We start from the raw sequence: 24,679 nt of genomic DNA, 5'->3' as shown, positions 1-24,679 counted from the left end.
TCAATCGTCGCGGGTCAGACGGCGTACGAGCCGGGCGGTGATCGCCTGCACGTCGTACGGGCGGCCGGTGCCGGGCGTCAGCTGGTCGAGGACCAGGCCGTCGATGGCGAAGTGCAGCAGCCGGATCTCCTCAGCGCCGCCCGGCAGACCTGCGTTGGCGTTGAAGGCGACGTCGGCGTCGAAACCCTGCCGGAGTGTGCGCGACAGGATCTCGTGCAGGCCCGGACGGCGGGCTGCTTCCAGACGGAGCTCGAGCAGGGCGAGTGTGATCTCCGGGCGGCCGAGCAGGCGCTCGACGATGTAGTGCACGTAGTCCGTCATCAGGTCGAGGCTCGGCTCGCGCTCGGCGAGCGGTGCGATGACGGCCTCGTCCGGCGCCAGTCGCTCGAAGATCCGCTCGCCGAGCGCGCCGAGCAGCGCGTCACGCGTCTTGAAGTAGTTGGACGCCGTCCCGGCCGGGAGTCCGGCGGCGGCGTCCACGGCGCGGTGGGTGAGGCCGCGGGCCCCTGCCTCCGCGAGCACGGCGAGGCCGGCGTCGGCCAGCTGGGTACGACGTTCCGGATTCCGGGGCATGTTGACAAGGCTAACAGAGTTCCACTACAACTGTCGTACACAACAACAACAGCTGTAGTAGTCAGGAGAACGTATGCAACCCGCGGCATTCGGCGCGACCGTCGTCACCGACCACCCCTCGGAGGTCGCCGCCTTCTACACGCAGTACCTCGACCTGCAGGTCGGGATCGACCTCGGCTGGTTCATCACGGTCCGCCGGGGCGCGGCCGACTGGGAGCTCGCGATCATGGAGCGCGGGCACCCGACGATCCCGGCGGCGGTGTCGGCGCAGAAGGAGAGCAGCAACGTCTTCGGCTTCATCGTCGAGGACGCGGACAAGGTCGCCGCCGCGCTCCGCACCGGCGGTGTGGAGCTGGAGACCGAGCCGATGACCGAGGTGTTCGGGCAACGGCACTTCTTCGTCCGCGACCCGGCCGGCACCTGGATCGACGTGATCCAGCTGGTCGCGCCCGACCCGGAATGGGCCGCGGCCAACCTGCCCACGGCGCCATGACCCCGGGCTGCGGATCTCCCACACTCACCAAGTCCGCTCCGGCGGCACAAACCATCGTCGGCTGAGCGTGACGACCGGCCGCGGCTGCGAGTTGGTGAGTGGTGGAGGTCCGCCTCAGAGCGTGAGCAGCACCTTGCCGAGCTGCGTCGACTGCTCCAACGTCTCGTGCGCCTTGGCGACCTCGGCCAGCGGGAACGTGGAGTGCACGATCGGCCGGACCTTCTTCTCCGCGATCAACGGCCAGACGTGGCCGACGACCTCGGCGATGATCCGGCCCTTGTCCGCCACCGAACGGAACCGTAGGCCGGTCGCGATCACCGAACCGCGCCGGCTGAGCAGTCGCCCGAGGTCCAGCTCACCCTTCGCGCCGCCCTGCATCCCGATCACCACGAGCCGCCCGTCGTAGGCGAGCGTCTTCACGTTGTCGGTCAGGTACTTGGCGCCCATGATGTCGAGGATCACGTCGGCCCCGGCGTCGTTGGTCGCCTCCTTCACCACCGACGCCCACTCGGCTTCCTTGTAGTTGATCGCGACGTCCGCGCCGAGCCGGGTGCAGAACTCCATCTTCTCCGCGTTGCCGACCGTGGTCAGCACGCGCGCGCCGTGCGCGACGCCGAGCTGGATCGCCATCGTGCCGATCCCGGACGAGCCGCCGTGCACGAGCAGGGTCTCGCCTGGCTTGAGGTGCGCGGCCATGAAGACGTTCGACCAGACGGTCGCGACGACCTCGGGCAGCGCGGCCGCACTCACCAGGTCGACGCCGTCCGGAACCGGCATCACCTGCGGAGCCGGTACGACGACCTTCTCGGCGTATCCGCCGCCGGCCAGCAGCGCGCAGCACTCGTCCCCGACCGACCAGCCCTCGATCTCGGCGCCGACCGCGGCGATCCGGCCGGACACCTCGAGACCGATCGTCCCCGGCGCGCCGGGTGGCGGCGGATAGAACCCCTGCCGCTGCAGCAGGTCGGCACGGTTCACCCCGGCGGCGACGACGTCGATGACCACCTCGTCGACAGCCGGTTCCGGGTCCGGGATCTCGCCGATCCCGAGCACGTCGATCCCGCCCGCACCACTACACACGACAGCTCGCATGCGGCCCAACCTAAGAGGTCCCGCCAAGAGATGCCACCTGCTGCGCGCCGCTCGCGACGGTGTCACCTCTTGGCGCGACCTCTTACCCTCAGCGCTCGACGAGCTTCGCCATGTCTCGAGCGATCGAGTCGAGGTAAGTGGTCTCGCCTATCGACTTGAACCAGTCCCATAGTTCGAGCGAGTGGTAGAGCCGGTACAGGTCGATTCGGTCGTCGGGGACGGGCCCGTACCCGTCGGTGAGACCGGCGAGCTTCTCGGCGTTGTCGTGCACGGAGTACTGGATCGTCTTCGCCAGATCCACGAGCGGGTCGGCGGCGATCGCGTTCTCGACGTCGATGAAGCCGTTCACGCGCCAGGTGTCCGGATCCACGAGGATGTTGCCTTCGTGGAAGTCGTTGTGACACAGGACCGCAGCCGTGTTGTCCGCGAACAGGTGCGCGTGCCGGTCGACGTGTGTCGCGATCTCGGCGTGCAGCTTCGCGTCGCCGCCGAGCTGCTCGAACTCCTGCAGCTTCTTCGCGAACTGCCGTCGCATGTACCGGTCGTTGTCCGGCAGCGGGTCGAGGATCTCGTCGGTCAGATACCCATACGCCGGTTGGCCGATCCGATGCACCCGGCGCAATAGTTCGCCGAGCTGGGCGTACATCGCTCGCCAGTCTGGCGGCTCGACCTGAGACAGCGGTACGCCGTCGATCTTCGACAAGATCGTGACGCCGTCACCGACGTGCAGCACGCGCGGGATCGAGCCGCCGACCTCGGGCTCGAGCATCGAGTACACGTGGACTTCCTTGGCCTGCTTCCAGCGCCACTCCGGCGCGTAGACCTTCACGATCAACGGATCGCCGGCCGTCCGCACCTCGTACACGGTGCTCAGTTGTCCGCCGGTGCGTTCGATCACCTCGCCGGCCTCGACTCCCAGCGCGTCCCGGGCCAGCTGCGCGACATCCATGTGTCGAACTTATGGACGGCGTCCAGCGGTTTTCAGTCGTCCAGGTCCGCCCAGGTGTCCACGTCGTCGCCCGCGTGGGTCGGGTCGGTCCAGGTGAGGTCGAGACCGGCGAGCGTCCGGCGTACCGACTTGTCCCTCGGGTCGCCGACTTGCTGGATCGCTGCGGCCAATGCGGTACGCCGGTACGCGGTGGCTAGCTGCTGCTCTTGGCCGTCCGTGTCGCGCAATCCGTGTCCGTCGTGCTCCGCGATCCCCCCGACGAGCGCTGTCACATCGGCTTCGGTGATCCACGGCAGGTCACAGCTCACCACGACGACGATGGGCGCTGCCCCGTGCTGAAGTCCAGCCGCGAGTCCCGCGACCGGGCCGCCCGACGGCGGGTCCTCGACGGTCCAGCTCACGTCCCGGTACGTCGTACGCACCGGGCCGACAACCACGGTCGACACGGCTCGTGCCGTGGCCGTCAGTACCCGATCCAGAAACGACACCCCGTCGAGCACCAGCATGGCCTTGTCCACGCCTCCGAACCGAGTGGACCCGCCCCCAGCCAGCACGATCGCATCGAACTCCACAGCTGCAGTCTCGCATCAGCCCTTCGGCATCCGCGTCTCTCTGGCCTGTCGCCTTCGCTCACGTCACGTGAGGTTCAAGTCGTGGGTTTGTGCGGCACCATGGGGAGATGAGGATCGCCGTGGTGCAGACCGCCAGCAGCTACGACAAGGCCGCCAACCGGGACGCGGTTGCCAGGCTCGTCGCGGATGCGGCGCAGGGCCGGCCGGACCTGGTCGTGCTGCCGGAAGCGATGATGTCCGACTTCGCGGTCGAAGGTGAGTCGGTGGCGGAGGCCGCCGAGGCGCTGGACGGTGAGTTCGTCACGACCCTGCGGAAGGCCGCGGTCGAGCACGGGGTCGCGATCGTGGCCGGGATGTTCGAGCGCAGCTGCGACCAGCATCGGCCGTACAACACGCTCCTGGCGGTCGGTGCTGACGGTGTGCTGCTCGGCGCTTATCGCAAGATCCACCTGTACGACGCCTTCGGGTACAAGGAGTCCGACCAGCTCACCCCGGGTGACGTAGCTCCGGTGGTGATCCAGGTCGGCGATCACTCGCTCGGACTGATGACCTGCTACGACCTGCGGTTCCCGGAGCTGTCGCGCGCTCTGGTCGACGCTGGTGCGGAGGTGCTCGTCGTACCGGCCGCCTGGGTCCGCGGACCGCTCAAGGAGCACCACTGGACGACGCTGCTCACGGCCCGCGCCGTCGAGAACACCTGCTACGTCGCGGCGGCCGCACAGAACGGCAAGAAGTACTGCGGCCTCAGCCAGGTCATCGACCCGCAGGGCGTCGCTCTCGCGTCGGTGGGTGAGGCAGACGGACAGGCGGTCGCCGAGATCTCGGCCGAGCGGCTGGCCGACGTACGCAAGCGCAACCCGTCGCTGCAGAACCGCAGGTACACCGTCACACCCCGTTGACCAGTGCGCGGACCGGCTGGTCCGAATCACTCCCTGACCCGTTAGCCTCCTGGGCGTGGCGGATGGGTTTGATCTGGAGCATCACGGCGATCTCGAGGTCGGCGACGGGTTGGTCGACCTCGCCGTCAACGTCCGCGCGGGCACACCGCCGCGCTGGTTGCTCGACGCGATCACGGCGAGCCTGACCGACCTCGCGGCGTACCCGCGGCAGGACGCGGCCGTCGCCGCGGTCGCGCACCGGCATGGCGTCGCGCCGGACCGGGTGCTGCTCACCGCCGGAGCCGCGGAGGCGTTCGTGCTGATCGCGCGGGCGTTCCGGCCGCGGCACCCGGTCGTGGTGCATCCACAGTTCACCGAGCCCGAGGCGGCGCTGCGTTCGGCCGGGCACCTGGTCGACCGGGTGATCCTGCGGCCCGAGAACGGGTTCGTGCTCGATCCGTCCGCCGTACCGGCCGATGCGGATCTCGTGATCATCGGCAACCCGACCAACCCGACGTCGGTGCTGCACCGCGCCGACGAGCTGCGCGAACTGGCCCGGCCCGACCGGATCCTGGTCGTCGACGAGGCGTTCATGGACGCCGTACCGGGGGAGCCCGAATCGCTCGTCGGCGCGTCGATCCCCGGGCTCGTGGTGGTGCGGAGCCTGACGAAGACGTGGGGACTCGCGGGACTGCGGGTCGGGTACGTCGTCGCCGGCGCGGGACTCGTCGAGCAGCTGGCCGCCGTGCAGCCGCACTGGCCGGTGTCCACTCCTGCGCTCGCGGCGGCAATTGCCTGCAGCAACGAGCGGGCCGTCGCGGAAGCGGCGCAGGCGGCGCTCGACATCGAACGCCAACGTGTCCATCTGCTTGACAGTCTCCGAACAGTGAACGGACTCTCGACGTTCGGCGTGGCACGGGCGCCGTTCGTCCTCGTCCACCTCCCTGGCGCCGCCGGAGTGCGGGAATCCCTGCGTGGGCAGGGATTCGCGGTGCGGCGCGGGGACACGTTCCCCGGGCTCGGGCCGGACTGGCTGCGGATCGCCGTACGGCCCGAGGACGTCACCGACCGTTTGGTGAAGGTGCTAATCGAGTTGGCGCTGTAACGCGACGGGGGTTTAGCTGAGGTCCACTTTGCGCACAAGATGACCAGTGCCCCGGCTGGTATGTCTCGGGCAACTTCTGGCCGTTCGCGAAGGGAGCAGCACAATGGGTCTCGACGATGACGACATGAACACCTCGTCCGAAGGCAGCGGTGAGCACGGAGGCGGCTCGACGGCTGCTCCCGGTGGTGGGTACGGCGGGCAGTCGTCGGACGGTGGTGCTGACGGCGGGGCCGATGGCGGCGCGGGCTTCGGCGAAGGGCCGGCCGACGGCGGTGCCTCGCAGGGCACGCAGGACGGTGGCGCCGACGGCGGTGCTGGGGGCGGCTTCGGCGAAGGGCCTGCTGACGGTGGGGCTTCGCAGGGTACGCAGGACGGTGGCGCGGACGGCGGTGCTGGCGGCGAGGGCGTCGCGGACGGCGGGGCCAATCCGGGTGGCGCTGACGGTGGTGCCGACGGCGGGGCAGATGGTGGAGCCGGTGGCGGCTACGGCGAAGGGCCTGCTGACGGTGGCGCCTCGCAGGGCACGCAGGACGGCGGCGCCGACGGTGGTGCCGGCGGCGAGGGCATCGCGGACGGCGGGGCCAACCCAGGTGGCAGTGACGGCGGGGCTGACGGTGGCGCGGGTGGCGAGGGGCCCGCGGACGGTGGCGCGAACCCGAACGCGACTGACGGCGGTGCCGATGGCGGCGCGGACGGCGGCGTCGGCGGGAACTCCGGAAGCTGGTGACCACGGTGCCGGAGGCCGGGCCGTTCCCGCAGAACAACCATCCGGCCGAGCAGTCGGCGCCGGACGGCGGTGAGCTGTTGCGAGCTGAGCGCCCGGCCCTCCGGCGCTGTATAGCGGGCGATCTGGACGAGTTCGCCAACTCCTACTGGGGTTCGCGGGCCTTGCTGTCCCACGGGCCCGACCTCCCCGCGCCGTACGACGACCTGTTCAGTCTCGACGCCGTGGACGAACTCCTGTCCCGTCGTGGCCTGCGGACACCGTTCTTGCGGATCGCGAAGAACGGGTCGGTGGTCGGCGACGGCCAGTTCACCGGATCGGCCGGTGTGGGTGCGGAGATCGCGGACCAGGTGCGGGACGACAAGGTGGCCGCGCTGTTCGCGAGCGGGCACACCGTCGTCCTGCAGGCGCTGCATCGCACGTGGCCGGCGCTGGTCGACTTCTCCACTCAGCTGTCGGCCGACGTGGGGCACCCGGTGCAGATCAACGCGTACATCACCCCGGCTGAGTCGCAGGGGTTCGCCGCGCACTACGACGTACACGACGTGTTCGTCCTGCAAGTCGCCGGTGAGAAGTACTGGACTGTGCATGAGCCGGTCCATGTCGACCCGCTCCGCAACCAGCCGTGGACCGATCACGCGCGGGCCGTTGAAGCGGCAGCGCGTGACAAGGCGCCGGTAATCGACGACGTACTGCGGCCTGGTGACGCGCTCTACGTGCCGCGCGGTTTCCTGCACTCGGCGAAGGCACTGGGTGGTGTGAGCGCGCACTTGACGGTGGGGCTGCACACGCTGACGCGCTACCTGTTGGTGCAGGAACTGGCTGCTCTTGCTGCTAACCAGCCGTCGCTGCGCACTGCGCTGCCCCTCGGCTTCGACCCAGGCGATCCGAAGCAACTGGCCGAGGTCCTGCCCGAGGTGGTCGAGCTCTTCACCCAAGAGCTCCGTACGGCGACCCCGGACGCGCTGGCCAACCGTCTGCGCCGACGCACGTGGACGAGCAACCGCCCGGCTCCGCTGCCACCGCTGGCCCACGCCGCCTCGATCGCGTCCCTCGCAGTCGGCACGACGGTCCGCCTCCGCGCCGGCCTCCGCTGCCGCCTCGTCCCCGGCGACCCGCTCGTCCTGCAACTACCCGACCGCACCATCACCTTCCCGCCAACCACCGCCGCAGCAGTCACCGAACTGATCTCCGGCGCCGAGTGCAAGGTAGGCGACCTCCCAGAGCTCGACGACGCAGACCAACTAGTACTGGTCCGCCGCCTCCTCACCGAGGCAGTCATCGTCGCCCAGTAGGTCGTCGACTCTGGGCCCGCTCACGGTGGTGTGCATCAGCCGACGGTCCCGGGTACGCCGTGCGGCGTGCGGTCAGGGGATCCTGGTAGTTGAAGTGGCAACAGTATCGTGAGGTGGTGTGGACCGAGACGGCGTCAGGTATCGACCGGAGACCGGCTGTGCAGCGCAGGCCGACCTCCGTCGCGACGCCCTGACCGCGACCGCTCCCCCCGCCGAACGCTGGCTCCTCATCGAATCCCATACCCCCTGGCCCCGCCAGGCCCTCACCTCCCTCGGACACAGCGGGCTTCGGGAGGGTTTGTCAGGTGGGGAGTTGGGTGCTCTGGTGGCGCGGATGTGTCGTGAGGCTGGGATTCGGCCGGTGTTGATCCGGCGGTATGGGCGTGTGGATCGGAGCGGGCCGCGGCGTTGGGGGCTGGTGGACTGTCGGCCTCGGCGTGAGCTTGTTCGGTGGGGTGAGCTGCCGGCTGACGAGCACCTGCTCGAGGTCCTCGCCGGCAACGATCCAGGACAGGTCAGCGACGAACCGGTGTATCTCGTCTGCACACACGGTCGCCACGACGCGTGCTGCGCCGTCCGTGGACGGCCTGTCGCCGCAGCGCTGGCGACCGCCTACCCGGAACGCACCTGGGAATGCAGCCACATCGGCGGTGACCGCTTCGCGGCGAACGTCGTCGTCCTGCCCCACGGCCTGTTCTACGGGCATGTCCCACCGGCCCGCGCCGTCGAGCTCGCCAAGCGGTACGACGAGGGTGTCGTCGTACCCGATCTCCTCCGTGGATCAGGTGCGTTCAACCCCGCCGTCCAAGCCGCTCAGCACTTCGCCCGCGCCGCCGGTCACTCACCCGCGGTCGGCAATCTCCTTCCGCAATCCGTCGAAGTTCTCGACGACCACCGCTGGCGAATCCTCCTCGCATCCACCAACGGCCCGCTCGCCGTCGAAGTCTCGGCGCACCTCGACACCGTCGATGCCCGCCTGACCTGCGCAGGTTCCTCTCCCGCCCAGGTCCGTCGCTTCGAACTGCACTCCCTGATCACCGCCTGAGGGTCAGGACGGATCGACCGGGCGGTCCGAAGCGTGCTCGCCGAAGTACGCCGACTGGCGCGCCATGATGTCGCGCATGGACGTGCCGCGCGGCACGCCGTACACCGTCCCGGGGAAGTCCAGGTCGCGCTGGATCTGCCACAGCTCCTCGTGCCGGTCGGGGGAGAAGAGCTGGGCCGGGTCGCCGGCTGCGATCCATCCGATCGGGAGGACCGTGCCTGCTTCCAGCCGCGAATTCACGTGCAGCACGCTGTTGATCCGAAGCTCCGCGCCTGCGCCGGCGACAGAACCGGGGAACAACGCGGCGCCCGTGGCGATGAAGACTTCGTCCTCGACCGTGGCGCCGTTGACGTGCGCATGGGGACCTACCAGAACCGCGTCGCCGATCAGGGCGGGATGGTTCGCCCGGCCGCGCACCAGGGCGTTCTCCATCACCACACTGTTCTCACCGAGCCGGACTTCGCCGTTCTCCGCGGTCAGTACAGCCCCGTGCAGGACTCTGCTGCCTTCGCCGAGGACGACGGCACCGCAGAGCACGGCCGATGGGGCGACGTACGCGGATTCGGGCATGACCGGTCGACGGCCGCGGTGTTCGAGCAGCATCTGTCGCTGTCCTCTCGTCGCTTGATCACCTCGCTCCAGCTTGTCTACCCGGTCGATGCGGACTCTCCACTGCCCGGGTCCTCACAACCCGGGCGGCGGTGTCCTCCGGGCCGTCCACATCGAAGGTGGCAGGCTCGGTCCGGCGGACAATCCGGGTGGAGAACCGCGAACTGAGCCAACATTAGAACAGATGTTCGACGCGATGCAACGCATCCTGACAGGTCAGGTGTCATGTCTCAAGACACCGGTGACGAATCTGTATCAGGACATCGGTGACGTTTCCGGGCACTTGGTGGTGACACTTGTTCGGCCCGGCGCGCAAGGTATGTCCTTCCGGATCTGCCGATGTGCGTGCGCCGAGGGGCCGGGTGCCAGACACTTCAGTTGTGGATCTGCTGAGAGAGCTGCTGGAACAGGACAGAGACGGATTCATGGCGGATACACTTCAGCGTGAACTTGACGCATCCGGTCCGGAGGACAGACGCAGCCAGTTCACGTGTTTGACGTCGATCTCGACTTCGGGCATGGCATTGCGACCGTTTACGACGTCCTGGACGTCAACCGGTCGCAGACCTACCCCCTCTCCGAACTCCAGACCAGACTCCCAGGTGCCACACCCCACTGACCTGCCGTTGTCGGTGAAGCACGGATCTGCCGATGTGGGGACGTGGCAGATCGACAGCCGCGCGGAGAGCTTCCGTCCTACCGTTCAGGTCGGGCTCTCACGAAACTTGCCATGTCAGGTGGAGGCAGCAGGTCGGTCACGACGCTCTCGACTCTTCGAGGGAAGTCGGGACGCAGTCCGCCCTTGTCCCAGACGTCGCGGTCGAAGTCGCCCAGAAGGACCGATTCGCCGCGGTCAGTGCCCGGGTGACGACCTGGGATGATCTTAGGCGTGGAACCTGATATCCCTGCCTTGCCGGGCCGGGATGAGATTCGGCGGTACAACCTGGACCGGCTCAACCAAGCGTTGCGGCGTCCCGGAATGTGGGGTGGAGAGGTCACCATCCGCTTGTTCCTGGATGCTGTCGCCTTCGTTGACGGAGGGCACGAAGAGTGGGGGCGGGAACATGACGACCTTCGGGCCCGAGCTGCGTTCACCTCCGTTGGTGTTCGCGGTGCGTTTGCGGCGATCCTGCCCAGATACGCGGACACGGATGCAGCGGTGGCCTCGGTTTACGCGGAAATCGCTTGGCGACACGGTTGGCTGACCGTTGATCGAACCCTGCCAGACCAGGAACACCGGCAGCTGAGCGCCGACAGCGGTCGGTGGGGTGCTCGGGACTTCCAGCTTGATGAGATCCAAGCCGAACTCGGGCCGCCTTCGGTGTTGTTTGGTGGCCACAACCCGCGGTACGGCAAGACTCTGGCCTATGCCCCTACGGACCGAGACAGCGGCTTGGTCTGCCTGCACTTCGCGGGCACCTACGACTGGACCGCCCCCGATCCGCAGCCGGAAACCCAGCCCGTGCTCGTGGCGGTCCGGTACGGCGGCGGCGCCTTCGCAGATACGTTCACCTTCACCCCGATGGGCGATGCGTACCGCGACAACGGTGAGATGTAGCCGCCCTGCCGAGCGAGGAACAAGGCCATTCGCCTGATGCGCGGACATGCCGCGGAGAGTACGCGTGCGCTGGCCGACGGGCGCTAGAACGGGTTCTCCGTCTTCTAGACAGCGTCGAAGGTGTCAGTGTCGATGCCGCGGCTCTCCAAGACAGATAACGCCTCGGCAAGCGAAGCGAAGGTCTCTTGGGAGACGACGACATAGTCTCCCTCGTCCCGAGGCCAGTCGGCCGGGTCGACGCCGACCGGGACCTCGACCTCCAGAAGGTGCACTCCGCCGCCGAGCGGGCCGAGCCGGAGCCAACGGCGGTGAGAGTCGCGTCGCTTGGCGACCTCCGCAACAACGGCGTTGCCAAGCATCCTGACCTGGTTCCGCACTTCAGTCCGCACCAGTGGAGTCGGCCAGACCGAACGTCCGGATTTGCCGCTGAGCGAGCGCGCCAGGTCGGGCCGAGCAGATGCCGTGGTTGGCCACGAGAGTCACCGATGTCTTGAGAGATCGAGTGTCACCCACGTCCTGACACAGAGCTGTCACCGATGTCCTGAGACATCACATCCTGACAGGTCGAGGAACCGGTCGGTCAGAGCCGCTCGGCACTGAGCCGCGGCGCCGCGCGAGCCAGCACGTAGAACGTCAGGCTCGCGACGAGTGCGAGCGCCGCCAGCACCAGCCACGGCAGTTCGTGCCGCACCTCGAAGAGCTGTGCGAAGAACGCCGGCGCCAGCACGCTCGAGAAGGTGAACGAGTACTGCCAGTACGACAGGTACTTGCCCCGGCCGACCACCGGCGACACCGCGGCCGACAGGGCGTTGTTCGTCGCCGCGTGCAGTACGTCGGCGAACGCGTAGCAGGCCGTGGCGAGCACCAGCACCGGGACGACCCATCCGCCCGGGATGTGCACCTGCAGCGCCATCAGCAGCGCCCAGGCGGCGTACGTGATGCCGGCGACCACCATGACGTTCGTACGACGCCGACGCTCGGTGTGTCGTACGACGAGCGTCTGCCCGGTCGCCAGCACGACCGCCGTCGCCGCGATCAGTACGCCGACCAGCCACTTCGGCACCGCCAGCGCCTCGGTGACGTACACGGGCACGCCTACCCCGAGCATCATCGTGCAGAGCGCCAGCAACGTGTTGGCCGCGATCAGCGCCAGGAACGTCTTGTCCTTGCGCAACTGCGGCGCCGGTCCGCTGTCCTGGTCGGCGCGCGCATGGTGTGACGGGTGCAGCCGCAGGAGGAGCAGTCCGGCGACGTAGAAGGTCACCGCGTTGAGAGCCATCGCGAACAGGAACGGTGCGTCACCGCCGATCGCCAGCAGCCACCCAGCCACCAGCGCGCCCAGGGCGAGGCCGCCGGCCTGCATCATGCCGCCCAGGCCGAACCACTTGTCCCGCTCGCCCTTGTCGGCGACATCGTCGAGCAGGCTGAAGATCGCTGACCAGAACACGCGCTGCCCGGTCGTCGTGACCAGCGCGCACAGGAACAGCAGCCAGATCGACCGCCCGAAGAAGAAGCCGGTAAACGCCAGGCCCTGCGCGAACTGGGCGGCCACCACCAGGTTCCGCGGGCCGACCCGATCGATCACCACTCCGACCGCTGCCGGGGCCGCGATCGAGAACAGCGTCGCGACCGTCAGCATCACGCCGGCGGTGCCGAGCGGGATGCCGGCGACCTTGTTGATGAACAGCAACAGCAGCGGGCCGGCGCAGCCGCCGCCGAACGAGTCGATCGCCAGACCGGCCAGCAACGGGACCCGGCCGCGAACGTTCGGCAGGCCGAGTGACGCGGCTGCGGGCATGGCGGAGCGCTCCCATCGGGTCGGTTTCGGCGGCTGGCGAACCGTAGCAAGCGCTCGCCAGCCCATTCCAACCCATTTCAGTCGGCCGCGGACACCCGTCGTACCGCAACGTTCCGTAGCGGGCGCCAAACCACCGCTGTCATTACCACCATCGCCACGAACGCGATCGCGAACGGTGCGGCCAGCCCGAACCGCTGCGCCAGTACGCCGCCCAGCGCGGAGCCGACCGCAGCACCGCCCACTGAGGCCAGCAGGTACACGCTGTTCACCCGGCCCATCAGAGCGTCCGGTGTGGCGAGCTGACGCGTTGTGGTCGAGACAATGCCCCACACCACCGCGTGGACGCCGAACACCGCCATGGTCGCGCCGGCAACCCACGGGCTCCTGGTGAGCGCCAAGATGAGGTGGACCGTCGTCTCGATGACCAGCCCGGCGCGTAGCAGCGTCACAGAGCCCAGGCGCGGCTCCAGGAAGTGGTACGTCGGCATGCCGAGCACACCGCCCACTGCGCCGACTGACACGAGCAGGCCGAACTGTGTCTCGGTCAGACCGAGCCGCTCGCGCGCGAACAACACCCAGGTCGCGAACGCGGCGCAGAAGGTGATGTTCATGACCAGGATCGACAAGGCAAGCGTCCGTACGCCGGAGTGGTGCCAGAGCCAGCGGACTCCTTCGCGGACCTCCTGCCAGATGGCTGTCCGCGCGGAGTCGTCCGGTAACGGCGGACGGACTGCGACGCGGGCGATCAGAGTCGCCGCGGCAGCGAAGGTGATCGCGTCGAAGACCAGCGGGATACCGGCCCCCGCAGCGAACAGCAGTGCGCCCAGCGGCGGTCCGCCGAGTTGCTGGAGCACAGTGCCGCTGGCGAACAGCCGGGCGTTGGCTTGTCCGAGGTGATCCTTCGGTACGGCGCTGACCAGCAGCGCGCCGGATGCGTTGTCCGCAAGCGTTTCCGCCGTACCGAGGAGGAAGAGTGCGACGTACACCGCCCAGAGCGGACCGGTGTCGAGCAGTACGGCGAGACCGAGCGCGGCCAGGACGATCGCGCGAAAGGTGTCTGCGGCAACGATCATCAACCGGCGGTCGAGCCGGTCGACGAGGACTCCGCTGAACAACGCGAACAACAGCCAGGGCAGCTGCTGGACGAACGCGGCGGCACCGACCGCCGCGGGCTCACTGGTGATCGAGGCGACGAGCAACGGACCGGCGGCGATCAGCGCACCGTCACCGAGGTTGGAGATGATCGCGGCCGGAAAGATCTTCCGGAAATCCGCTCCGAGCTCGGACGGAGCCAGGTAGGCACCGAGAGAACGCATATGGACTCCTGAGGGCATGACGAATCGATGGCCCCCGGCCGAGCAGCCGGCCGGTCCCGCCCGGTCAGAACGTCAACGTGCCGACCGGCCGGTGTGTGCGATGCCCTCGAACGACCGAGACATTGCTCCCACCTCCGTCCATACCCACAGCGACGACCTCGCCGCTGCGCCGACCCTACCGGCCCCTCCCCACCCCCGCACTCCGTTTCCACCCGGTATCCTCAACCCTCGGCGGCAACGCCAGGAGGGTTCGCATAGCGGCCGAGTGCGCTGGTCTTGAAAACCGGTATGGCGGGTGACCGTCATCGTGGGTTCGAATCCCACACCCTCCGCTCTGTGATGTCTCAAGACATACCGGACAGGTGAACCCACGATTCGTGGGTTCACCTGCTTGTTTTGGGGATGGGTCCGGGTGGTCTGCCGGTGGGCTGGTAGTCGCGGTCTGGGTCGAGGACCAGTTCGCGGAGGAGTTCGCCGGTGGCGGCGTCGACGACGCGGATCTGGAGGTCGTGGACGAGGATCAAGACGTGGGTTCGGGCGTGGGTTCGTCCGATGCCGATGTGGTGGAGTCGGCCGTTGACCCTGAGCGTGACCACGCCGGTGTGGTCGATCCGGTCGGTGCGGACCCGGTGGTGGATCTCGCCGGTGCGGTCGGTGCTGGGGCCGGCTTTCGGCCTGGCGGTGTAGGCGGCCGCGGGAGTGGCTCGGTGCGGCAGCGACCGGTGCGGGCGGCGCTGGTTGTACTCGTCGACGAAGGCGTCGAGCAGCGCCTGCAGCTCAGCGACTGTGGCCGGCTGGACCGGCTGGGCGCGCAGCCACTTCTTCATCGTCTGCTGGAACCGCTCTACCTTGCCGCAGGTCGTTGGGTGGTTCGGGCGGGAGTTCTTCTGGATGATGTTCAGCTTGCGGAGTTCGGTCTCGAGGCCGTTGCGGCCGCCCTTCCCGCCCGACAACCTCGTGGTGTAGACCATGCCGTTGTCGGTCAGCGTGGAGGCCGGGATGCCGTACTGCACAACGGTTTCACGGAACGTAGAGACCACGATCGGACCGGTGATCTGGGCGTGGGCGGTCACTGAGAGGGCGTAACGGGAGTGATCGTCCAGCCAGCTGATGATCTCCACGCCCCGACCGCCGGCGAGCTGGTAGTGGGTGAAGTCGGACTGCCAGCACTCGTTGGGCTGGTCGGCGGCGAACCGCAGGTACGACGACCTGGGCCGCTTCCCGGGATCCGCTACGACGGCGCCGGCCCGGGTCAGGATCCGGTGGATCGTCGCCCGCGACAACACGGTCTGGTGGTGGTGCTGCAGGTGCCACCCGACCGTGTCCGCGCCCGCGTCCAGCCCCGCCTCGACCAGCTCCTTGCGCAACCGCAAGACCAGCTCGACCGCGACCGGCGCGGTGGCGCGCGGTGAGGTCTTCGGCCGCCGCGACCGTGGCTCGAACGCCGCCTCACCCTCCAGGCGCCACCGCGCCAGCAGCTCGTACACCCACGACCGCGCCACACCGTACTGCGCGACCACCTCGGCCACCGGACGCTTCTCCACCACTACAGCCGTGCTCACCAACCGGGCCTTCGACATCCCCGAGCATCCACGAACTGTCTCCGATGTCGTGAGACATCAGTCCGGTATGTCGTGAGACACCCGTCCGGGATGTGTTGAACCACAACACCACACCCTCCGCTCTGTGATGTCTCAAGACATCGGCAACACCCGAACCCACGATTCGTGGGTTCGGGTGTTGGTCATTTGGGGTGTTTGGGGGCGGGCCCTGGGGGTCTTCCGGTTGCTTGGTAGTCCTTGGTGGGGTCGAGGACGAGTTCGCGGAGGAGTTCGCCGGTGGCGGCGTCGATGACGCGGATGTCGAGGTCGTGGACGTGGATCAGGACGTGGGTTCGGGCGTGGGTTCGTCCGATGCCGATTTGATGGAGTCGCCCGTTGACTCGCAGGGTGACCACGCCGGTGTGGTCGACGCGGTCGGTGCGGACGCGGTGATGAACCTCGCCGGTGCGGTCGGTGCTGGGGCCGGCTTTCGGGCGGGCGTGGCAGGGACCGGTGCGGGCGGCGGTGGTTGTACTCCTCGACGAAGACGTCGAGCAGTGCCTGGAGCCCGGCGAGGGCGCACACGGATCTGCTGGTGGCCGGCGGTTGGCTCGCGCTGCTCGCGGGATGCGAACAACCGCGGAATCCACACGCGTTGCGGCCGCCCAACTCAGCGCGGCGGCAGGACACCCGGAGATCGTTGGGTGGAGGCACGAGACGACCGCTCGGTTCGCCCTGACATAAGGCCAGTTCCGTCGGCCTGTCGATGCATCGCGACTGGACAGGCAGTTGCTCAGGGCGCCTGAGTTCAGGTCCAACTGACGCGCAGGCGAGCGAGTACGCGACGTCCGTCATCAGCGACGACGTCGCGCCGGAAGGGACCGAACTGTTGCCGGGCGTGATGGTGATTTGGAGCAGGCTGTTGGCCTCGGTGTGGAAGGCGGCAGAGCAAGGTGCGCTCGCGGATGATCGCGAGTGAGCTGGACCAGGAGCTGCGGCGTCGATTCCCGGGAGAGGGAAGTGTGATCGGCCTGGCGGAGGCGCTGCGAGCGGTTTGAAATCGGGACGGGTTCCCGGCTGCTGGTCAGGCACCCGAGCTTGATTCGCACTGCACTCCGCCAGGCGTCACTGCCGGGCAAACTTGTCGTCTCTGCGCTCGTACCTCTCGAGCGCATCGCGGTGGTTCAGGACGCTACGAGGATCGCCATCGTCTCGGGGACGACGGTGTCGTACTTCATTGCTTCGGCCAGCTCGTCCGATGGGTTGGCCAGCACGGCGAAGAGGACGTCGAGATCCGCGATGTCCATGACCAGGCCGACTTTGGTCCGGTCCTGGGGGTTCACGAACGTCCGGAGATTGCTGGCGCCCAACGAGGGCAGGAGCTCTTCACGCTTCGGTGATGTGAGCCAGTGGTCGGTGTCGGTGACATCGTGGGTCACGATGATCGTGGGCATAACTCCTCCTTGCGTGGTGTGTTCGGGACACCCGGCGGTGAGAGCCGGGCTGTGCTACGCCGGAGCGGCTGTGGGGACGACGCCGAGCTGTTGCATGAGCGACAGCATGTCCGCGACGCCCCAGTGCTCGCAGAGCAGGCCGGCGCCGTCGAATCGCATGATGTCGATGAGGTCCACCTCGACGCTCTTGCCGGACGGCGGCACACCCATGAAGTCGCCCTGATGGGTCCCGGTGACCCTGACTCGGGCCACGGCTTTGTCGCCGTCGATGATCAGATCCTCGACGTTCATCCGAAAGTCGGGAAAGGAGGTCAGCAGCGCCCGGAAGAAGTCGAGCGTGCCCTCCTTCGTGGTCGGAAAGCCCGGCCCGCCCTGGTGCTCGACGAAGTCGTCCGCGACCAGGTCGCCGAACCCTGCGAGGTCTCCCGCGTTGATCAGCTCGTAGGTGGTCCGCATCGTCGTAGCGTGGTCCATCGTGGCACCCCCCTTTGTCTGTGGTTGCAGCGTGCGTTGCTGCCTGCGATCGATTCTTTGAGCCGCGAGCGGCGAAGACATCACTCGATCGTGTGATGTACGGCGGTGGCGAGCGCGACCCGGTTGGACACGCCCAGCTTGGCGAACACGTGCCGGAGATGGGTGTTGACGGTGTGCGGCGAGATGTAGAGCCGCCTGGCCACGGCGCCGTTCGTGAGCCCTTCTGCCACCAGCCGCGAGACTGCCTGCTCCGTCGTGGTGAGGCTGTCCCAGCCGCCCGCCGGGCGGTGCCTCGACCCACGGGGGCCAGGCCGGATGCCGAGTTCGCGCAACCGCGCCCGGACGCGGCCCGCCCAGGCGTCGGCCCCCGCCTGCTCGTAGCGCTCCAGTGCCTCGGTCAGCAGCGTCGCTGCTTCGTCCCGACGCCCGCCATGGGCCAGTAGCCTTGCCGCGTCCTCGCAGGCGCCGGCGTGCTCGACCAGGAGCGGGGCCTGGCGGGCGAGTGTGACGGCATGGAGCATCGGCTCGACGTCGCCGTCGACCATGCCCCGGCAGCGCAGCGCCAGGGACTGAACGGTCGGAACCTCCGGTGCCAGGACCGCTCCCTCCGCTACGGCGCCGGCCACCTCGGCCGCGAGGTCACGATGGCCCAGTTCGAGACCGAGCCGCACGAGATCGGGCGCGAGACAGCGATGGTAGAAACGGCTGTCTCGTGCCGCGTCGAACCGCCAGCACCGCAGCAGCAGGTCATAGGCAGCCTGATGATCCCCCTGGGCCGCTCTGAGTCCCGCCACCGCGAAGGCGAGGACTCCAGCGTTGTAGCTGAGCTGGTCGCCGTCCAGCGAGGCGGCGATTCCGGCGGTCAGCTCGCCGGCGGTCCGATGATCCCCCACGCCCGTCGCGATGATGGCCCGGTAGGCGAGCGACTGAGACACCAGGAGCGGGTTGCCCTTCTCCAGCGCGGTCCGGCCGCCGGCGATCAGGCCGGGTACGGCGTCGTCCCACTCCCCGAGCGCGAAGGATGCCTGGGCGTCGGCCATGAGCGTCTCGGAGAGCCACCATCCCGCGCCGAACTCGTCGTCGAGAGCAGCCCGGTACGCCGCTCGCGCCTCACCGACGAGGTCACAGTCGAACAGCGCCAGGCCGAGAAAGAACTTCGGCCGCAGCGGCAGCGATCTCGTGTCGGGCGAGTTCTCAGCCAGTAGAGATGCGCGCCGGGCGTGGACCAGCGCTTCACCGAAGCGGCCCTGCCGGCCCACCGCCACCATCAACGCCGTAAGAGCCCACACCGTCATCGCCGGATCGCTCGCCTGCTCGGCGATGGCCAGTCCCTGGCCGGCGGACGCTTCGCCCGCCCTCGGATCGCCCGTATAGGTCAGGGCCCAGCCCTGCTGGGCCAGCATCAGCGCCCGATCGGAGGGCTGAAGCCGGACAGGGTCGGCGAAGCTTGCCTGGACGACGGCGGACAGCTCGGCGGCGCGGTTCTGGAGGGCCAACGCACCGACCAGCGCCACGCGCAACGGTGTGTGCACCTCGGTGGCGTGCGGCCGCGCGAGCACCGCCTGTGCGCGGTCAGACGCCTCGGCAGGCTGCCCGGCGCGCAGCAGCGCCTGGACCAACTCCGCCGACACCAGATCCGCCTCGCGATGACCGCGGGGCAGCAGCGCGTCGGCGCGGCGCGTGAGCTCGACGGCGACGGACGGCGACCGGGCCGACGCTTCACGGGCGGCGTCCCGCAACCAGGCAACCGCCTGCTCGTCACCCCGCTCCGCGCCAAGGATGAGATGATCCGCCACGTCCAGTCGATCTGCGCCCCCCGCCATGAGTACGACCGCTGCCTCACGGTGCAGAAGACGGCGGGCCGCGGGCGGCACGTGCTGGTAGATCGCGTCGTGCACGAGCTGGTGCCGGAACACGACGCGTTCGTCGGCCACGTCCAGGAGCTGAGCGTCGAACGCGTGGCTGAGATGCCGGACCACCTCGGCCGGCGGCTGGCGGGTCACGGCTGCGACGTCGCGAAGTGAAACGGAATCGCCCAGAACAGCCGTGACCTGCAGCAGTTCCAGCGCTGCCGGGGGCAGGTCGCGAAGGCGCCGAACCACAAGGTCGCTCAGCGAGGCCGGCAGCTCCGACGTCGTGACGTCGACGATGTCCCCGATGCGGCGCAGCCGGCCGTCATCGACCAGTGAGCGCACCATGGCCACGGCCCACAGTGGGTTCCCACCGGCCTTGGTCAGCATCGCGGTCAAAGTGGGGCCAGGAGAAGCCCCCAGCGCGTCGCGGGCGAGCGCGGCCACCTCGTCGGGCGACAGCGGCTGGAGCTGCAGGGTGTGCGCGCCCCCGGCCGCTAGGTCGGTGAGCAGCAGTTCCAGCTGAGCGGACCGCGGCGAGGACCGGGCTGTCACCACGACAAGCAACGCCGCCAGGGGAAGCTGCCGTGCCACCGACAGGATCGTCAAGAGACTTGCGCTGTCGGCCCAATGGATGTCCTCGGCCACCAGCAGCACCGGGCTCTCCGAGCACATGCTGTCGACCAGGTCCACGATCTCCTCGACGACCCTGTATTGGATGTCGCCGGCGGGTGGCGCAGACATCCCCAGGCCCCGGCCGTCCAGCAGCTCGCCGATCGCAGCCCTGCGCGGGTCGGGCGACCGCCGGCTCAGACTCAGGGCCTCAGCAACCACACCGAACGGGCGGGTGCGCTCGAAGGGATGCGCCTGGCCGCCGTACACGGCAACTCCACGAGAACGCGCGTCATCGACGATGCAGTCCACCAGCCGGGTCTTGCCGATCCCGGCTTCCCCCTCGATCACCAGCGTCGACGCCCTGCCCTCGCTGAGATCGCGCACGGCAGCCGCAGCCAAGGCAAGCTCGGCTTCCCGTCCGACTAGACCCCCCGGGGAAGGCATGTTCAAAGGCTCTCCCCAGGCCAGTACCAGAGTCCAGCCGTCGAAGCGGCAGAGCATTCAGAGTGGCCACGCAGACACTCTGGGTCCATTGGAACGCAGCACTTGCACCTGGCCGTTGCCCCCAAGGCCGACGTGGCCCGTGCTGTGTCGGCGGCGGTGGTCGCGCTCTGCAAGGATTGCGGCCATGGTGAGCTTTCACGCGCGGTACGTGTCCGGTGATCCCGACGACGTATGGCGCGACCTGTGCGGTCTCGGCCTTCAGGTCTTCGACGCTCCGTATCGTGAGGACGCCGAGGCGGTGGCGCGGGAGTTCGCCGGCCGGGCTCGCAGGAACGTCGAGATGCTCGTCGAGCGGCTGCAGGCGCAGGGGTTCCGGGCGGAGGTGAACGACGACGAGGGCACGCCGTGTCGTGCCCATGTTCCGCCGTCGCCGGACGCGGACGCGCTGGCCGACTGGCTGGAGACGACGTTCGCGCCGTTCCCGATGACGGTGAGCGCGTGGATCCGGCAGGTGGGCGACGTGTGGCTCGTCGGGGACTTGCCGGGGTGGTCGTCCAGCGTGCTCGCGGATCCGCTGGTGGTGCAGCTGGAATGGGCAGAGCACGGCGGTTCGCGCTCCTACTTCGAGGCCGAGCACGCCGCGTACCTGAAGGACACTGCGCGCCAGGACGCCGGTATCGCGTTCCAGCTGGACTATGCGCCCGACGAGCTCCACAAGGCGAACATCAGCGGAGACGCGCCGTACGGCATCGACCTGCCGGCCGTGGGAATCGACGGGAAGGTGGGTCCGACGATCTGGTTCGTCGACGACCTCAACACGGCGTTCGCGGCCGGCGGCTTTCCCGGTGCGCTGTGGGAAGAGGGCTACCAGGAGCCGCCCGCCGGATTGCGCGAGTCGCTCGCCGCGGGACTGCTGCGGCTCTGACAGCGGCCGATCAGCTCGCGGCGATGGTGTCGAGGTCTCGGGTGGCGAAACGGTAGTGCTCCCAGGCCTCCTCGAGGATCACGTGCAGGCAGGATCTCGTGGTTTCGGGGTTCGCGTTGTGCGGGTTCTTACGGGCTGTGTCGAGCTCGGCCGGTGTCACCGTGGCGATGAAGTCGCGGACCAGGCCGAAGCGGCTCGCGTGGACTTCGAGCACCTCGGCGTACGGCGGGTGGTCGGGCGAGCCTTCCACGCCGTACCGCAGGCCGAGCGGGTGGAAGTCCTCGCGCTCGAGCACCGATCGGCCGAACCACAGGTCGATGGCGTGCACCAGGTGCCGCAGGGTCTGCGCGAACGACCACTCGCCGCCCACGGAAACGTCGGCGGTGCCCGAGGGCATGGTCGCCACGCGGTCGATCGCGGTCGCCCAGGTCCGCTCGACCGCGGTCCACGCGGCGCGGAGGCCGTCCGGGTCCTTGGCCCGGCGCTCCGCCCGGCCCGGGAACCGGCGGTTCAGCTCGTCCTCGACGTAGCCCGAGACCTCGACGCCGTTCACCTTCAGGCTGCCGCCCGGCTCGACAATCCAGGGCGCGTCGATGTCCGCGCCCTGCAAGTCGATGCCGCGCATCACCACACCGGACAGATCGGACTCGACGAACCGGGCGCCGCGCAGATTCGCCCCGACGAACTCCGCACCCGCCAGGTCGTCGGACTCCCCGAACTTAGCCATTCTCAACTCCCTCACTAGACGTTTCGGCGAGCCTAGCCGTGACCTAGGACACAAAAGTCGTGCGCGAGACCGACGGCCCGTGGTGAGGTCGAGGGACGGATCCGAAGGTGGGAGGACACGGCTGTGGACGTTCTGAGCGCGGCAGAACGAGTGGGCTTCACGAAGCAGGCATTGACGCGGTTGGAGGGCCTTGAGGTCGGCCCCGACCCACAGGTGCCTGACGACGCCGAGGAGTTGCTGGCGTACTGCGGTGTGGACCCGGCTGATCGTGCTGCGATGCTGGCGGCGCGCCCGGACCCCGACCGCGAGCCCGAGTGGTGGGCGATCACGTGGGCTCTCGCAGGAGAGGTCGAACGGGACCTGGATCTGGCCCTGCCGTCCACAGGGTTCAGAGGCTGGCCCGCAGTACCACGGGACGCGTCGCCGACGGGACTGTTTGCGCCGACGTGGGCGCTGCTGGCCAACCTGCCGAGGCTGCGTGACCTCCATGAGCAGCGCGGCGTACCGGAGTCCGTGACGATCGCAACAGCCTCGGCGCTCGGTGGCGTGATGGGCACGCACCGGCACATCTTCGGCTGTGCCGGCGTCGGGCTGATGCCGCTCTGGGGCCCGCCACTGAGGTTCCGCGGAGCCGACTACGAGATCGGCCGGCACGACTTCACCCGCACGCACATGGGTCTGGGCGACGGCGTGTCCGGCCATGTGCTCTCCATCCACATCCCACCGATCGGCCCGCTCGACGCGCAGGAGTCGGAGGAGTCGATCGCGACCGCGGTCGAGTCGTTCGAACGCTGGTACCCGGAGGAGCCGATCGCCGGGCTCGTTTGCCACTCCTGGCTGCTGGACCCGCAGTTGGCCGAGTACCTGCGCCCGGAGTCGAACATCATCCGTTTCCAGAGCCGCTTCGACCTGCTGCCGCTGCTGCCGCCCGAGGAGCCCACCGAGGGCGACCGTGAGCTGATGCGGCTTGGTTTGCACCTGGAAGTCCCAGATCACCAACTGACTGACGAGGACCTCGCCAAGATCCCGCAGGAGACCACGCTGCAAAGAGCGTTCGTCAAGCACCTGCGAGCTGGCGGGCATTGGTACGCACGGACGGGCATGCTGAAGAGATGGAACTGACGATCCCGGTCGGGCAAGACACGGTCTGGACCGAGCATCTGGCCGGCGAGGGAGTGCCGATCGTGCTGCTGCACCCGGGCATCGGGGACTCGCGGTCGTGGGACCTCGTGATGCCAGGGCTCGACGGCAGACGAGTTGTCCGGTACGACGTCCGCGGGTACGGGCGCTCACCGCAACCGACAACTGAGTTCTCGCTGCTCGGCGACCTCGAGACAGTCCTTGACCAGCTGAACCTGGAACGGGTCCTGCTGGTCGGCTGCTCGATGGGCGGCAGTACTGCGCTCAGCTTCGCGCTGGCGCATCCGGAGCGGGTCCATGGGCTGGTGCTGCTCTGTCCAGGCATCCCCGGCTTCCCGATGCCGGAGGAGCCGGAGTTGGACGCGCAGTACGACGTACTGGCCGCGGACCGGGACGTGGAGGGGCTCGTGCAGTTCGGCCTGCGGCACTGGGCTGCAGCAGGTGCTGACGACGCTGTGGTCGCGCAGCTCCGCGCCGCTGTCCCGGCGTGGTTCGACCAGGACGAGTACCTGAAACCGGATCCGCCCGTCTACGACCGGCTGCACGAGATCCAGGCCCCGACGGTCGTCATGGTCGGCGACAAGGACCGGCCAATCCTCGCAGCCGTGGCCGGCGCCACCGCCGCACGCATCCCCGGCTGCCAGTTCGTCTGGCTCCCCGGCACCGACCACTTCCCGAGCCTCCGCGAACCACAGCTGGTGACCGACACCATCCTGCGGTTCGCAGCCGGCTAGGACGCCGGATAGGACAGATGCTGGTGGATCAGTTGCCAGCCGGTGGCGGTTCGGCGGAAGACGCGGGTGGCGCGTGAGGTGGTTTCGGTTCCGTCGGCGGTGACGTGGTCGACCGACCAGGCGACGGCCAGGTTGTCGGCGGATTCGATGGTCGGGTCGGGGACGGTGAAGGTGATCGGCCCCGGGCTCGAGGCCAGGCCGGCGGCGCAGACCTCGCGGACGGCTTGCTTTCCGGTGTAGTTGCCGTCGATCTCGTACGAGACGACGTTCTCGGCGACGGGCTCCATCAGGGCGTCCAGGTCGCCCGCGGTCGTGTCCGCGCTCCAGCGGTCCAGCACCGCCGTGATCGCGGGAGCCGCCGAGTCGTCGTGCGGGAACGAATGGTGCTCGTGCGTGACAGTCCACTGGCCGTCGATCTTGCGGAGGCCGATCGTGAGCCGCAGCAACTGTCGCGGATCGTCGTCCGCGTTGCGGCAGTGCAGCAAGGCGAAGGCGAACGCGACGTCGGCGCCCGCGGTCACGTCCAGCGACTCCAGTTCGAAGGAGGCGCCGGACTTCTGCCACTCGAAGAAGCCGGGCCAGGTGTCGCGGTACGCGTCCAGGCCGCGCACACCGTCGTACGGCGGGGGCACGTCGAACATCACCAGGTCGGGTGCGTGCTGCGCCAGCACCGTGTCCAGGTCGCCGGCGTGCACGGCCGCGACCCAGGTCTCGATCAGGGTGCGGATCGCCTGCTCGTCAGTCATGTCTCTCCCTCGGAAAGGTCGT

Annotated in this window: 25 protein-coding genes and 1 tRNA gene; 11 read left to right on the top strand and 15 right to left on the bottom strand. The window is 68.6% G+C overall.

Going from position 1 to position 24,679, the window contains the following annotated elements; genetic code table 11:
* Positions 1–573, bottom strand: coding sequence for a TetR/AcrR family transcriptional regulator (locus ACWEOO_RS15265; RefSeq protein ID WP_452143477.1), 573 nt, complete (start codon positions 571–573; stop codon positions 1–3).
* A gap of 73 nt (positions 574–646) precedes the next feature.
* Here ACWEOO_RS15265 and ACWEOO_RS15260 point away from each other — a divergent pair, with 73 nt between their 5' ends.
* Positions 647–1,066, top strand: a complete 420-nt coding sequence (locus ACWEOO_RS15260) for a VOC family protein (protein WP_452143476.1) — start codon at positions 647–649, stop codon at positions 1,064–1,066.
* A gap of 114 nt (positions 1,067–1,180) precedes the next feature.
* On the opposite strand, the gene ACWEOO_RS15255 is transcribed toward ACWEOO_RS15260, so the two are convergent.
* The 3 genes from ACWEOO_RS15255 to mobA form a co-directional block, all read right to left on the bottom strand.
* A complete protein-coding gene (locus ACWEOO_RS15255; protein WP_452143475.1) occupies positions 1,181–2,158 on the bottom strand; it encodes an NAD(P)H-quinone oxidoreductase in 978 nt (325 codons plus the stop codon).
* Between the two features lie 88 nt (positions 2,159–2,246).
* Positions 2,247–3,107, bottom strand: a complete 861-nt coding sequence (locus ACWEOO_RS15250; RefSeq protein ID WP_452143474.1) for a phosphotransferase family protein — start codon at positions 3,105–3,107, stop codon at positions 2,247–2,249.
* A 32-nt stretch (positions 3,108–3,139) separates the two neighbouring features.
* Positions 3,140–3,679 (bottom strand): molybdenum cofactor guanylyltransferase, encoded by a 540-nt coding sequence (gene mobA / locus ACWEOO_RS15245; protein ID WP_452143473.1) that lies wholly within the window; start codon positions 3,677–3,679, stop codon positions 3,140–3,142.
* A gap of 107 nt (positions 3,680–3,786) precedes the next feature.
* On the opposite strand from mobA, the gene ACWEOO_RS15240 reads away from it, so the two are divergent.
* From ACWEOO_RS15240 to ACWEOO_RS15220, 5 genes are all read left to right on the top strand, one after another.
* Positions 3,787–4,578: a carbon-nitrogen hydrolase family protein gene (locus tag ACWEOO_RS15240; RefSeq protein WP_363707033.1), complete on the top strand. Its 792-nt coding sequence runs from the start codon at positions 3,787–3,789 to the stop codon at positions 4,576–4,578.
* A gap of 55 nt (positions 4,579–4,633) precedes the next feature.
* Entirely contained in the window at positions 4,634–5,662 is a 1,029-nt protein-coding gene (gene cobC, locus ACWEOO_RS15235; RefSeq protein ID WP_452143472.1) for an Rv2231c family pyridoxal phosphate-dependent protein CobC, read from the top strand.
* A 103-nt stretch (positions 5,663–5,765) separates the two neighbouring features.
* The gene (locus ACWEOO_RS15230; RefSeq protein ID WP_452143471.1) at positions 5,766–6,389 is read left to right on the top strand and encodes a BatC protein; all 624 of its coding nucleotides are present in this window, start codon (positions 5,766–5,768) and stop codon (positions 6,387–6,389) included.
* Positions 6,386–7,681 (top strand): cupin domain-containing protein, encoded by a 1,296-nt coding sequence (locus ACWEOO_RS15225; protein WP_452143470.1) that lies wholly within the window; start codon positions 6,386–6,388, stop codon positions 7,679–7,681. Before ACWEOO_RS15230 ends, ACWEOO_RS15225 begins: the two co-directional genes overlap by 4 nt.
* A 118-nt stretch (positions 7,682–7,799) precedes the next feature.
* The gene (locus tag ACWEOO_RS15220; protein WP_452143469.1) at positions 7,800–8,726 is read left to right on the top strand and encodes a sucrase ferredoxin; all 927 of its coding nucleotides are present in this window, start codon (positions 7,800–7,802) and stop codon (positions 8,724–8,726) included.
* Between the two features lie 3 nt (positions 8,727–8,729).
* Here the strand turns inward: ACWEOO_RS15220 and ACWEOO_RS15215 are convergent, their stop codons facing one another.
* Complete coding sequence (locus ACWEOO_RS15215; RefSeq protein ID WP_452143468.1) at positions 8,730–9,329, bottom strand: gamma carbonic anhydrase family protein; 600 nt, start codon at positions 9,327–9,329, stop codon at positions 8,730–8,732.
* A gap of 895 nt (positions 9,330–10,224) precedes the next feature.
* Between ACWEOO_RS15215 and ACWEOO_RS15210 the strand changes: the two genes are divergently transcribed.
* On the top strand, positions 10,225–10,893 hold the full coding sequence (locus tag ACWEOO_RS15210; RefSeq protein WP_452143467.1) for a hypothetical protein: 669 nt from the start codon (positions 10,225–10,227) through the stop codon (positions 10,891–10,893).
* Positions 10,894–10,997: 104 nt separating this feature from the next.
* On the opposite strand, the gene ACWEOO_RS15205 is transcribed toward ACWEOO_RS15210, so the two are convergent.
* The 3 genes from ACWEOO_RS15205 to ACWEOO_RS15195 form a co-directional block, all read right to left on the bottom strand.
* Positions 10,998–11,282: a hypothetical protein gene (locus tag ACWEOO_RS15205; RefSeq protein ID WP_452143466.1), complete on the bottom strand. Its 285-nt coding sequence runs from the start codon at positions 11,280–11,282 to the stop codon at positions 10,998–11,000.
* A 191-nt stretch (positions 11,283–11,473) separates the two neighbouring features.
* Positions 11,474–12,691 carry an MFS transporter gene (locus ACWEOO_RS15200; protein ID WP_452143465.1) on the bottom strand — a complete coding sequence of 406 codons (1,218 nt, stop codon included), beginning with the start codon at positions 12,689–12,691 and terminating at the stop codon, positions 11,474–11,476.
* A 77-nt stretch (positions 12,692–12,768) separates the two neighbouring features.
* Positions 12,769–14,007: an MFS transporter gene (locus ACWEOO_RS15195; protein WP_452143464.1), complete on the bottom strand. Its 1,239-nt coding sequence runs from the start codon at positions 14,005–14,007 to the stop codon at positions 12,769–12,771.
* Between the two features lie 243 nt (positions 14,008–14,250).
* On the opposite strand from ACWEOO_RS15195, the gene ACWEOO_RS15190 reads away from it, so the two are divergent.
* A tRNA-Ser gene (locus ACWEOO_RS15190) sits at positions 14,251–14,339 on the top strand.
* 51 nt (positions 14,340–14,390) lie between these two features.
* On the opposite strand, the gene ACWEOO_RS15185 is transcribed toward ACWEOO_RS15190, so the two are convergent.
* From ACWEOO_RS15185 to ACWEOO_RS15165, 5 genes are all read right to left on the bottom strand, one after another.
* Positions 14,391–15,569, bottom strand: a complete 1,179-nt coding sequence (locus ACWEOO_RS15185; RefSeq protein WP_452143463.1) for an integrase core domain-containing protein — start codon at positions 15,567–15,569, stop codon at positions 14,391–14,393.
* Between the two features lie 182 nt (positions 15,570–15,751).
* Entirely contained in the window at positions 15,752–15,964 is a 213-nt protein-coding gene (locus ACWEOO_RS15180; RefSeq protein WP_452143462.1) for a hypothetical protein, read from the bottom strand.
* 768 nt (positions 15,965–16,732) lie between these two features.
* Positions 16,733–17,002 (bottom strand): hypothetical protein, encoded by a 270-nt coding sequence (locus ACWEOO_RS15175; RefSeq protein ID WP_363707047.1) that lies wholly within the window; start codon positions 17,000–17,002, stop codon positions 16,733–16,735.
* 54 nt (positions 17,003–17,056) lie between these two features.
* Positions 17,057–17,476, bottom strand: a complete 420-nt coding sequence (locus ACWEOO_RS15170; RefSeq protein ID WP_359934515.1) for an ester cyclase — start codon at positions 17,474–17,476, stop codon at positions 17,057–17,059.
* An 80-nt stretch (positions 17,477–17,556) separates the two neighbouring features.
* On the bottom strand, positions 17,557–20,442 hold the full coding sequence (locus ACWEOO_RS15165; protein ID WP_452143461.1) for a helix-turn-helix transcriptional regulator: 2,886 nt from the start codon (positions 20,440–20,442) through the stop codon (positions 17,557–17,559).
* A gap of 127 nt (positions 20,443–20,569) precedes the next feature.
* Here ACWEOO_RS15165 and ACWEOO_RS15160 point away from each other — a divergent pair, with 127 nt between their 5' ends.
* Positions 20,570–21,310, top strand: a complete 741-nt coding sequence (locus ACWEOO_RS15160) for a hypothetical protein (RefSeq protein WP_452143460.1) — start codon at positions 20,570–20,572, stop codon at positions 21,308–21,310.
* Between the two features lie 10 nt (positions 21,311–21,320).
* Here the strand turns inward: ACWEOO_RS15160 and ACWEOO_RS15155 are convergent, their stop codons facing one another.
* The gene (locus ACWEOO_RS15155) at positions 21,321–22,037 is read right to left on the bottom strand and encodes a DinB family protein (RefSeq protein WP_452143459.1); all 717 of its coding nucleotides are present in this window, start codon (positions 22,035–22,037) and stop codon (positions 21,321–21,323) included.
* A 123-nt stretch (positions 22,038–22,160) separates the two neighbouring features.
* Here ACWEOO_RS15155 and ACWEOO_RS15150 point away from each other — a divergent pair, with 123 nt between their 5' ends.
* Together ACWEOO_RS15150 and ACWEOO_RS15145 are read left to right on the top strand one after the other, a co-directional pair.
* Positions 22,161–23,159 (top strand): acyltransferase domain-containing protein, encoded by a 999-nt coding sequence (locus tag ACWEOO_RS15150; protein WP_452143458.1) that lies wholly within the window; start codon positions 22,161–22,163, stop codon positions 23,157–23,159.
* A complete protein-coding gene (locus tag ACWEOO_RS15145) occupies positions 23,150–23,911 on the top strand; it encodes an alpha/beta fold hydrolase (protein WP_359934505.1) in 762 nt (253 codons plus the stop codon). The genes ACWEOO_RS15150 and ACWEOO_RS15145 overlap by 10 nt, the downstream gene beginning before the upstream one ends.
* On the opposite strand, the gene ACWEOO_RS15140 is transcribed toward ACWEOO_RS15145, so the two are convergent.
* Positions 23,908–24,657 (bottom strand): YybH family protein, encoded by a 750-nt coding sequence (locus ACWEOO_RS15140; protein ID WP_452143457.1) that lies wholly within the window; start codon positions 24,655–24,657, stop codon positions 23,908–23,910. The genes ACWEOO_RS15145 and ACWEOO_RS15140 overlap by 4 nt on opposite strands.
* Between the last annotated feature and the right edge of the window lie 22 nt (positions 24,658–24,679).

The organism is Kribbella sp. NPDC004138, assembly GCF_053603655.1.
Note: the sequence above shows the minus strand (reverse complement) of the source record. Positions and strands in the feature narration are given on the sequence as shown.